Genomic DNA, 9,694 nt, shown 5'->3' with positions numbered 1-9,694 from the left:
CGGGCAGCCCGAGCAGCCCGGCGAGCGGCCCGGCGACGACGCGGCGGTGCGCGCCGGCGTGCAGGCGGTGCTCGACGGGCCGGCGGGACAGTACGTGCGCTCCCACGGCGGCAGCGTCGAGCTCGCCGACGTGAGCGACGGCGTCGTGCAGCTGCGGCTGTCCGGCGCGTGCACGCACTGCCCGATCTCCCCGGCGACGCTGCACCTGCAGCTCGCGCGGCGCATCCGCGAGCAGGTGCCGGGCGTGCTCGACGTGCGCGAGGCCCCGGGGAGCCGGGGTGTCCCGACGTTCCTGCGCTGGCGCGGCGGCCGGTCGCGGCGCTGACTCCCGACCGGTCCGGCATGCGGACCAGCGCACGAGCATTCGATACACGACGGTGATCACTCGGTAACCCCGGGTCGGCATCCTCGGCTCATCCGGCTTCCCATGCCCCGAGGTGCTGCCATGACCCAGACCATCGCTCCGCCCGCCGTGCCCAGCGCTCCCAGTGGTGCCAGTGGTGCCACTGCGTCGGCGGCGCCCGCCCCACCGGTTCCCTCGGCCCTGAGCGAACCGCCGGCTGCGGGCGTCACCGGCTCCGCGATCGACGAGCTCGTGGCCCGGGCCGACCGGGCCCGCCGCGCCTACGACGCGTTCGGCCAGGAGCAGGTCGACGCGATCGTGCGCGACATCGGCAAGTACGTGTACGACAACGCCGCGATGCTCGCGCGGCTCGCGGTCGACGAGACCGGCATCGGCGTGTTCGAGGACAAGGTCGCCAAGAACCAGGGCAAGGCCCGGCTCATCTGGAACAGCCTGAAGGACAAGAAGTCCCGCGGCGTCATCGGCGAGGAGGCGGTCGGCAACCTCGTGCTCGTCGCCAAGCCCGTCGGGATCGTCGGGGCGGTCGCGCCGGTGACCAACCCGATCGTCACGCCGATGTGCAACGCGATGTTCGCGCTGAAGACCGGCAACGCGATCATCTGCGCGCCGCACCCGAAGGCGCAGGCGTGCACGATCCACCTGACCGGGGTGTTCCGCGCGATCCTGCGCGAGCACGGGGCGCCGGAGGACCTCGTGCAGGTGCTGCCGAAGGTCTCGATCGACGCGACCCAGGAGCTCATGCGGGCCGTCGACGTCGTCGTCGCCACCGGGGGAGAGGCGATGGTCAAGGCCGCCTACTCCTCGGGCAAGCCGTCGTTCGGGGTCGGCGCCGGCAACGTGCCGGTCATCCTCGACGAGGGCATCGACGTGCGCGCGGCGACCGAGATGATCGTCGCCGGCGCCTCCTTCGACAACGGCATCATCTGCTCTCACGAGCAGTTCGTCATCGTGCCCGAGGCGATGTACGACCAGACCGTCGCCGGTTTCCTGGCCACCGAGCGGGTCTGGTACAGCGACGACCCGCAGGTCGTCGACCGGTTCCGCGCGGCGCTGTTCCCCAACGGGGCGTTCAACCGCACGCTGGTCGGCAAGTCGCCCTCGTTCATCGGGGTCATCGCCGGGGTCTCGATCCCGCCGAACGTGCGGGTCATCGTGCTCAAGGTGGCCGCCTCCGGGCGCGACGACCTCCTCGCCCGCGAAAAGCTGTGCCCTGTCGTCGCGCTCATGCCGTGCGGCTCGTTCGAGGAGGCGCTCGCGGCGGCCGAGGCCAACCTGTTCGTCGAGGGAGCCGGGCACAGCGCCGCGATCCACAGCCTCGACGACGAGCACGTGCAGGCCGCGGCCCTGCGGCTGCCGGTGAGCCGGCTCGTCGTCAACCAGCCGTGCGCGCTGACCGCGGGCGGCTCGCTGACCAACGGGCTGGCCCCGACGACGACCCTGGGCTGCGGCTCGTGGGGCGGCAACTCGATCTCGGAGAACCTCGACTACAAGCACCTCATGAACGTCTCGCGGATCGGCCGGGCCATCACCGACAGGGTCCCCCCGACCGACGCGCAGATCTGGGCCTAGCCTTGGGGCGGGCCCTGTGCCCGACATCACGAACGAAGGAAGTGCGAAGAGTCCATGATTCAGCAGAAGCGTGTCCTGGCCACCGACATCCCCGGGCCGCGGTCGCAGGAGCTGTCGGCCCGCAAGGCGGGCGCGGTCGCGTCCGGTGTCAGCGCGGGCCTGCCGGTCTACGTCGAGGAGGCCGTCGACGGCATCCTGCGCGACGTGGACGGCAACCAGCTCATCGACTTCGGCTCGGGCATCGCGGTGACCACCGTCGGCAACGGCAACCGGCGCGTCGTGGAGGCCGTGACCAAGCAGATCGCCGACTTCACCCACACGTGTTTCATGGTCACGCCGTACGAGGAGTACGTGGCCGTGTGCGAGAAGCTCAACGAGCACACCCCCGGTGACCACGAGAAGCGCTCGGCGCTGTTCAACTCCGGCGCGGAGGCCGTGGAGAACGCGGTGAAGATCGCGCGGCTGGCCACCGGCCGCGACGCGGTCGTCGCGTTCGACCACGCCTACCACGGCCGCACCAACCTGACGATGGGCCTGACCGCCAAGACGATGCCGTACAAGCAGGGCTTCGGGCCGTTCGCCTCCGAGATCTACCGGGTGCCGATGGCCTACCCGTACCGCTGGCCGACCGGGCCGGAGAAGTGCGCCGAGGAGGCGCTGGCCACCCTGAAGAGCCAGATCCACGTGCAGGTCGGCGAGGAGAACTGCGCCGCAGTGGTGCTCGAGCCGATCCAGGGCGAGGGCGGCTTCATCGTGCCCCCCGACGGCTTCCTCGCGGGCCTGGCCGACTGGTGCCGCGAGCACGGCATCCTGTTCATCGCCGACGAGGTGCAGTCGGGCTTCTGCCGCACCGGAGACTGGTTCGCCAGCGACCACGAGGGCGTCGTGCCCGACATCGTCACCACCGCCAAGGGCATCGCCGGCGGCATGCCGCTGTCGGGCGTCACCGGCCGCGCCGACCTCATGGACGCCGTGCACGGCGGCGGCCTCGGCGGCACCTACGGCGGCAACCCCGTCGCGTGCGCCGCGGCGCTGGCCTCGATCGAGACGATGGAGGAGGACGACCTCGTCGGGCGCGCCCGCGAGATCGAGACGCTGCTGCGCGGCCGCCTCGAGAAGCTCGCCCAGAAGTACCCGCAGATCGGCGACATCCGCGGCCGCGGCGCGATGATGGCCATCGAGCTGGTGGAGGACCGAGAGACCAAGGTGCCCGCCTCCGCGCTGGCCGCCGCCGTCAACAAGGGCTGCCACGAGCGCGGCCTGGTCACCCTCACCTGCGGCAGCTACGGCAACGTCTTCCGCTTCCTGCCGCCGCTGACCATCGGCGACGACCTGCTCGCCGAGGGCATGGACATCCTCGAGGAGTCCTTCGCCGCCGCCACGGCCTAACGCCGCGAGGCCCAACGCCGGCGGCCTAATGCCCCCGCGGCCCACCCACACGTCCCTGAAAACTGCGTGTCACGGTCAGGACTGCTGTCCGTGTCGCAGTCCTCACCACGACACGCAGTTTTCAGGGTCGTTGGTCGGTGTCGTTGGTCGGTGTCGTTGGTCGGCGTCGTTGGTCAAGGCCGCCCAGGGTTGGTGAGCGTCGTTGGGCGTCGTTCAGCGTCGAGGGTCGTTGGGAGCCCGTGGCGCGGGTCAGCCGCCGAACTCGGCGAGGCCGGCGCGGGCCTGCTTGAGCCAGGACTCCCGGGCCTGCAGGGCCTCGCGCGCCTTGGCGATGCGCTTGGCGTCGCCGGAGGCCTCGGCCTTGGCGAGGTCCTTGCGGTACTTCTCCAGCGCCGCCTCCGCCTGGCTGGCCAGGCTCGCCGCACGGGCCGCGACCTCGGGGTTCGTCGCCTTCCAACGCTTGTCCTCGGCGTCGCGCACGGCCTGCTCGACGCGGCGCATGCCCTTCTCGATGCGGTCCATGTCGGAGCGCGGCACCTTGCCGGCGGCGTCCCACTTCTCCTGGATGGCGCGCAGCGCCGACTTGGCCTGCTCGAGGTTCTTCACCGGCAGGATCGCCTGCGCCTGGGTGAGCAGCTCCTCCTTGACGACGAGGTTGGCCTTGAACTCCTCGTTCTCGGCCGCGACCACCGCGTCCTTCGCGCCGAAGAACGCGTCCTGGGCGGCCTTGAAGCGCTTCCACAGCGCGTCGTCGTCGGAGCGGGAGGCACGCCCGGCCTGGCGCCAACGGTCCATGAGGCGCTTGTAGGCGCCAGCGGTGGCGCCCCAGTCGGTGGACCCGACGAGCTTCTCGGCCTCCTCGACGAGCTCCTCCTTGGCGGCCTTCGCCTGCTGCTGCTGACTGCCCAGCTGCGCGAAGTGCACCCGGCGCATCTTGTCGAAGGAGTTGCGCGAGGAGCTGAGTCGCTGCCACAGCGCCTGCTCGGACTCCCGGTCGAGCTTCGGCCCGCCGCGCTGCGCCGCCTTCCACTCGTCGAGCAGCGCGCGCATGCGGGCACTGCTCGCCTTCCACTGCACCTTGTTCTCCGGCTGCGCGGCGATCCGCTCGGCCTCGGCGACGATCTCCTCGCGCTTGGCCATGGCCGCCGCGCGCGCCTCGGCCCGCTGCTCGGCCTCGACGACCCGACGCGCCTCCAGGGCGGTCGCGATGTTCTCGATCTTGGCCTGCAGCGCGACGAGGTCACCGACGGCGTTGATGTCGGTGGTCGCCTCGCGCAGCTTGCCGAGGCTGTCGGCGGCGTCCTTGGCGGACAGGTCGGTCTGCGTGACGCGCTGGTAGAGCAGGTCCGCGAGCGAGTCGACCTCGTCGAACTTGCGCGCGAAGTACGCCAGCGCCTCCTCCTGCGACGCCCCCGGGTACGAGCCGACCGCGCGCTCGCCCTCCGGGGTGCGCACGAAGACCGTGCCGTCCTCGGCCACGCGACCGAACCTCGCCGCGTCCGAGGGCGCGGCGGTGCTGGACGGCGTGCTGGCCGGGGCACTGGATGCGGCGGGGGCCGGAGCCGGGGTCGGCGCCTGCCCGGGAGACGGTCCAGGGGCCGGTGTCGGAGCCGGGGTGGCCGCGGGCGAGGGCTCGTCGGCATCCGCGGCGGAGGCGGATTCCGCGGCTTCCGCGCCCGCCTCGGCGGCGTCGGCCGCGCTGCCCTCGGGTGCCGCACTGCCCTCGGGTGCCGCGCTGGCCTCGGGTGCCGCGCTGGCCTCGGGTGCCGCGCTGGTCTCGGGCTCCTCGCCGGGCTGGGCATCCGACTCGCCAGGCTGCTGGACGTCGACCTCGCCGACCTGCGCGTCGGTCTCGCCGCCGTCGGTCTCTTCGTCCCGGGCCTCGGCGGCGGAGGTCTCTTCGTCGGGGATGACGGCCGCGGCGGCCGCCAGGTCGGAGTCGGCCTCCGCGGAGGCGGCCGGCGAGACCGGTTCGCTGTCGACGGCCGTCGAGGCCTCGCCGGAGCCGGCGTCGGAAGGAGTGACGGCCTGCTCGTCGCCCGACTCCTCGTCGCGGGCGGCCTCCTCGGCCTGCACGCCGGCCCAGTCCTCCGGAGTCGGCTCGGTGGCGTCGGCAGGCTCGGTCACGCTGGCATCGGCAGGCTCGGGCTCGGGCGCCGGCGCGGACTCCACTGACTCGACCGGCGCCGCCTCCTCGGTGGGCTGCGCCTCTTCGGTGGGCTGCGCCTCGGCCGGCGCCGCCTCGGGCTCCGCGTCGGCGGGTGCGGCCGACGGCTCCTGCGGCTGGGTGGCGGCGGCCTGCACCGTCTCGTCGGATGGCGCTGCGGCTGCAGGCTCGTCGGAGGGAGCGGGCGTAGCGTTGATCTGCTCGGACACGGCGTCGGCCTTCCGGTAACTCAAAAAGGACACCGCCACGCCGTGAGCGCCGGGAACACCCGGCGCGGCCATGACGCAGCGGTTCGGTGCAAAGAACGTCGGGTTCACGATACTTGTGTTGTCCAGGCAGGGGGAGTCCAAGGGTCGGCCGCCCGACGGACGACCGGGGCGGCAACTAGGCTGGCCGGGTGTTCATGATCGGCTTTCCCGCGGCGGCCTTCGCCACCAACTGCTTCGTCGTCGCCCCCGCCCAGGGCCAGGAGTGCCTCGTCATCGACCCGGGCATCGGGGTGCTCGACCGGCTCGACGAGGTGTTGCGGGAGTACCACCTCAAGCCGGCGGCCGTCATGCTCACCCACGGCCACCTCGACCACGTGTACTCGGTGACCCCGGTATGCGGGGCCCGCGGCATCGCCGCCCACATCCATCCCGACGACAAGTACCGGCTCGCCGACCCGCTGTCGATGATGGACCCCTCGCTCGTCGCGATGCTCGAGGCGCAGTTCGGCACGCAGGCCGCGTGGCACGAGCCCGACGACGTCGTGACGTTCACCGACGGGCAGTCGCTGACGATCGCCGGCCTGACCATGTCGATCCTGCACGCGCCCGGCCACACCGAGGGCTCGGCGATGTTCCGCCTGGAGACGGTTCCCGACGCCCTGCCCGCCGACTCCGGTCTGAACCGCACGATCTTCGCCGGTGACGTGCTGTTCAACGGCGGCATCGGCCGCACCGACCTGCCCGGCGGCGACGACGCGGCGATGCAGGCCAGCCTGCGCGACGTCGTGCTCGCCCAACCCGACGACACCATCGTCTTCCCCGGTCACGGGCCGGCGACGACGATCGGCCGCGAACGGGTCGCCAACCCCTACCTGCAAGGACTCTGATACCACCGTGGCAACCAAGATCGCCCCGCTCTCGGGCTTCCCGGAGTGGCTGCCCGCCGACCGCCTCACCGAGCAACTCGTGCTCGACGTCGTGCGCGAGACGTTCGAGCGGCACGGCTTCGTCAACATCGAGACCCGGGCCGTCGAGCCCGTCGACCGGCTCCTCGGCAAGGGCGGTGACGCCGACAAGGAGATATACGGCGTCTCGCGCCTGGCCGCCGACGACGACCGCGACGCCGACCTCGGCCTGCACTTCGACCTCACGGTGCCGTTCGCGCGGTACGTGCTGGAGAACGCGGGCAAGCTGACGTTCCCGTTCCGGCGCTACCAGATTCAGAAGGTGTGGCGAGGCGAACGCCCGCAGGAGGGCCGCTACCGCGAGTTCACCCAGGCCGACATCGACATCGTCGGAGCCGGTGAGCTGCCGTTCCACTACGAGGCCGAGATCCCGCTGGTCATCGCCGGCGTCTTCGAGCGGCTGCCGATCGGGCCGTACCGGATCCAGGTCAACAACCGCAAGATCCCCGAGGGCTTCTACCTGGGCATCGGGCTGGCTCCCGAGCAGGTGGCCGGGGTGCTGCGGATCGTCGACAAGCTCGACAGGATCGGTCCCGAGGCGGTCCGCGAGGCGCTCGTCGAGTTCGGCGCCACCGACGAGCAGGCCCAGGCGTGCCTGGCGCTGGCGCAGATCAACGCGACCGACACCTCGTTCGTGGAGGCGGTGCGTGCGCTCGGCGTCACCCACGAGACCCTGGAGGCCGGGCTGTCGGAGCTGGCCGCGGTGATCGCCGCCGGCATGGAGCACGCGCCCGGGGTGCTCGTCGCCGACCTCAAGGTCGCCCGCGGCCTCGACTACTACACCGGCACCGTCTACGAGACCCAGCTCGTCGGGCAGGAGGACTACGGCTCGGTGTGCTCCGGCGGCCGGTACGACTCGCTGGCCTCCGACGGCAAGAGCTCCTACCCGGGCGTCGGCATCTCGATCGGCGTCTCGCGCCTGCTCGGCCGGCTCGTGCCCGGCACGATCACCACCTCGCGGCCGACCCCGACGTGCGTGCTCGTGGCGCTCAACACCGAGGACGACCGGGCGAGCGCGAATTCCCTGGCGACGCAGCTGCGCCGGCGGGGGATCGCGACCGAGGTGGCGCCGAGCGCGGCGAAGTTCGGCAAGCAGATCCGGTACGCCGACCGGCGCGGCATCCCGTTCGTGTGGTTCGGCCCGCGGGAGGAGGGTGCGGCCCACTCGGTCAAGGACATCCGCTCCGGCGAGCAGGTCGACGCCGACCCAGCGTCGTGGGTGCCGCCCGCCGACGACCTGCGACCCCGCCTCATCGGGGGGTGAGGGGCGCGTCGTCCCGCCCGGCCGGCCTGCATCGGCGGTCGGCGGCTCCCGCTGACCCCGGTGGCTCGGGTGGCCCCGTGGCCGGCTGCCCCTGAGCCACCCGCGAGACTGAATCCACGCATCCCTGGGCAGTGACCGCTCGCGAGAGGTCACGTTTGTTGCCCAGCGCACCACCGCTGGTCACGAGTCTGTGCCCGACGCGTTCTCGCCAAATTGACCACTCGACGCACGTCGAGCGGTCACTGCACGCGGACCCGTGCGAACGAGTGCCCAGGGACAGGAGTCAGCGCGGCGACGACGTGGCGCCGGGGCCCTCGAGCTGCTCGGGGATCCGCAGCCCCCGGGAGCGCAGTTCGAGGTTGGCGAGCTGGCGCACGACGATGGGGTCGCCGGCGCGCCAGTCGGCGACCGGGTCGTCGCTGATCCCCGCGAGCTTGGGCATCGGCTGGTTGACCAGGGCGCGCAGCGCGAAGAGGTCGAGATCGGCCTCCGCGTCGATGAACTCCTTGGCGGCCGCGGCCCGCCGGTAGAACGAGACGCGCAGGAACAGCCACGGGATGACGACGATGAGGATCGGCGCGGAGGCCGTCGCGATGCCCAGGGCCAGCGACAGCCGCTCCAGCGCCAGCGCGGTGTCCCAGCCGATGCTCGAGATCTCGGAGCCGGTGCCCGCCAGGTTGCTGAACGCCCCGACGAGCTGGTCGCCGATCATCGGCAACCCGCGCACCTGGTTGGCGGTGTCGGTCATCGTCTGGTTGAACGAGATCCCCGTCGAGTGCAGCTGGCGCGCCGGGCCGGTGAGCGCGATCGCCAGGGAGTACATCCACTGGCCGACCCAGATCCACCCCAGCGCCCACGCGGCAACCAGGGCATCCATGATCATCTGGCCGAGTCGGCGGCGCGGGGTCTGGGCGTACCACATGCCCCACATCCTGCCCGGCCGACGGCCCCGGTGCGGCCGCGAACCACCGTCTCATCAGCGCCGCCTCGGCGTCGTTGCCGAGCTGAGACCAACCCGGCGCCTACGATGCCCTCGTGGCCGGGCCTGCCGCGAGCCCCATCGAGCTCGCCGTCGACGACTGGCTGACGCACCTGGGCGTCGAGCGCGGCGTGTCGGCCAACACCTCGGCCTCCTATCGCCGGGATCTGCGGCGCTACCTCGAGCACCTCGCCGGCCACGGCGTCACCGACCCGGCCGACGTGACCCCCGCCCTCGTCGCCGACTTCGTCGTCGCGCTGCGCGAGGGCCGCGGGGGCCGTCCGCTCGCCGCCTCCTCCGCGGGCCGGGCGCTCATCGCCGTGCGGGGCCTGCACCGGTTCCTGCTGCTCGAGGGACGCACCGGCGCCGACCCGGCCGCCTCCGTGCGTCCGCCCGCGACCGCCCGCCGACTGCCCGACGCGCTGTCCGTCGAGCAGGTCGAGGCGCTGCTCGCGGCCGCCGGAGACGGTGCCACCCCCGTCTCCCTGCGCGACCGCGCCCTGCTCGAACTGCTCTACGGCACCGGGGCCCGCATCTCGGAGGCGGTGGGGCTCGACGTCGACGACGTGTACGCCGAGGGGTTCGAGCCGGAGGCCGAGGCTGATGCGACGCCGCGCGGGGGAGTCGTCGACGGGCTGCGGCTCGTCGGCAAGGGTGGCACGCACCGCGTCGTGCCGGTCGGCCGCTACGCGCGCGCCGCGCTCGAGGCGTACCTCGTGCGGGGGCGTCCGGCGCTCGTCGCGGGCGCCCCGGGCCGCGCGGGAGCGGCCCTGTTCGTCGGGCTGCGC

At 72.5% G+C, this 9,694-nt stretch carries 8 protein-coding genes; 6 read left to right on the top strand and 2 right to left on the bottom strand.

Annotation, left to right across the window (positions count from 1 at the left end; all coding sequences use genetic code 11):
- The 3 genes from PINTE_RS18480 to gabT all read left to right on the top strand — a co-directional run.
- A partial coding sequence (locus PINTE_RS18480) for a NifU family protein (protein ID WP_169798572.1) occupies positions 1 to 325 on the top strand: 325 nt, incomplete at its 5' end.
- A 120-nt stretch (positions 326 to 445) separates the two neighbouring features.
- Positions 446 to 1,933, top strand: a complete 1,488-nt coding sequence (locus PINTE_RS18475; RefSeq protein ID WP_084343789.1) for an aldehyde dehydrogenase family protein — start codon at positions 446 to 448, stop codon at positions 1,931 to 1,933.
- A gap of 54 nt (positions 1,934 to 1,987) precedes the next feature.
- Complete coding sequence (gene gabT, locus PINTE_RS18470) at positions 1,988 to 3,322, top strand: 4-aminobutyrate--2-oxoglutarate transaminase (RefSeq protein ID WP_068433679.1); 1,335 nt, start codon at positions 1,988 to 1,990, stop codon at positions 3,320 to 3,322.
- A gap of 249 nt (positions 3,323 to 3,571) precedes the next feature.
- Here the strand turns inward: gabT and PINTE_RS18465 are convergent, their stop codons facing one another.
- Positions 3,572 to 5,722, bottom strand: coding sequence for a DUF349 domain-containing protein (locus tag PINTE_RS18465; RefSeq protein ID WP_245643052.1), 2,151 nt, complete (start codon positions 5,720 to 5,722; stop codon positions 3,572 to 3,574).
- Between the two features lie 164 nt (positions 5,723 to 5,886).
- Here PINTE_RS18465 and PINTE_RS18460 point away from each other — a divergent pair, with 164 nt between their 5' ends.
- Positions 5,887 to 6,585 (top strand): MBL fold metallo-hydrolase, encoded by a 699-nt coding sequence (locus PINTE_RS18460; RefSeq protein WP_157087360.1) that lies wholly within the window; start codon positions 5,887 to 5,889, stop codon positions 6,583 to 6,585.
- A 7-nt stretch (positions 6,586 to 6,592) separates the two neighbouring features.
- Positions 6,593 to 7,927, top strand: a complete 1,335-nt coding sequence (gene hisS, locus PINTE_RS18455) for a histidine--tRNA ligase (RefSeq protein WP_068433674.1) — start codon at positions 6,593 to 6,595, stop codon at positions 7,925 to 7,927.
- 283 nt (positions 7,928 to 8,210) lie between these two features.
- Here the strand turns inward: hisS and PINTE_RS18450 are convergent, their stop codons facing one another.
- Positions 8,211 to 8,849 carry a hypothetical protein gene (locus tag PINTE_RS18450; protein ID WP_068433672.1) on the bottom strand — a complete coding sequence of 213 codons (639 nt, stop codon included), beginning with the start codon at positions 8,847 to 8,849 and terminating at the stop codon, positions 8,211 to 8,213.
- Positions 8,850 to 8,962: 113 nt separating this feature from the next.
- Between PINTE_RS18450 and PINTE_RS18445 the strand changes: the two genes are divergently transcribed.
- Positions 8,963 to 9,694 (top strand): site-specific integrase (locus PINTE_RS18445; protein ID WP_157087359.1); only part of this gene is annotated, 732 nt, incomplete at its 3' end.

Origin of the sequence: Piscicoccus intestinalis NBRC 104926 (assembly GCF_001515525.1) — a bacterium.
Lineage (GTDB): Bacteria > Actinomycetota > Actinomycetes > Actinomycetales > Dermatophilaceae > Kineosphaera > Kineosphaera intestinalis.
Note: the sequence above shows the minus strand (reverse complement) of the source record. Positions and strands in the feature narration are given on the sequence as shown.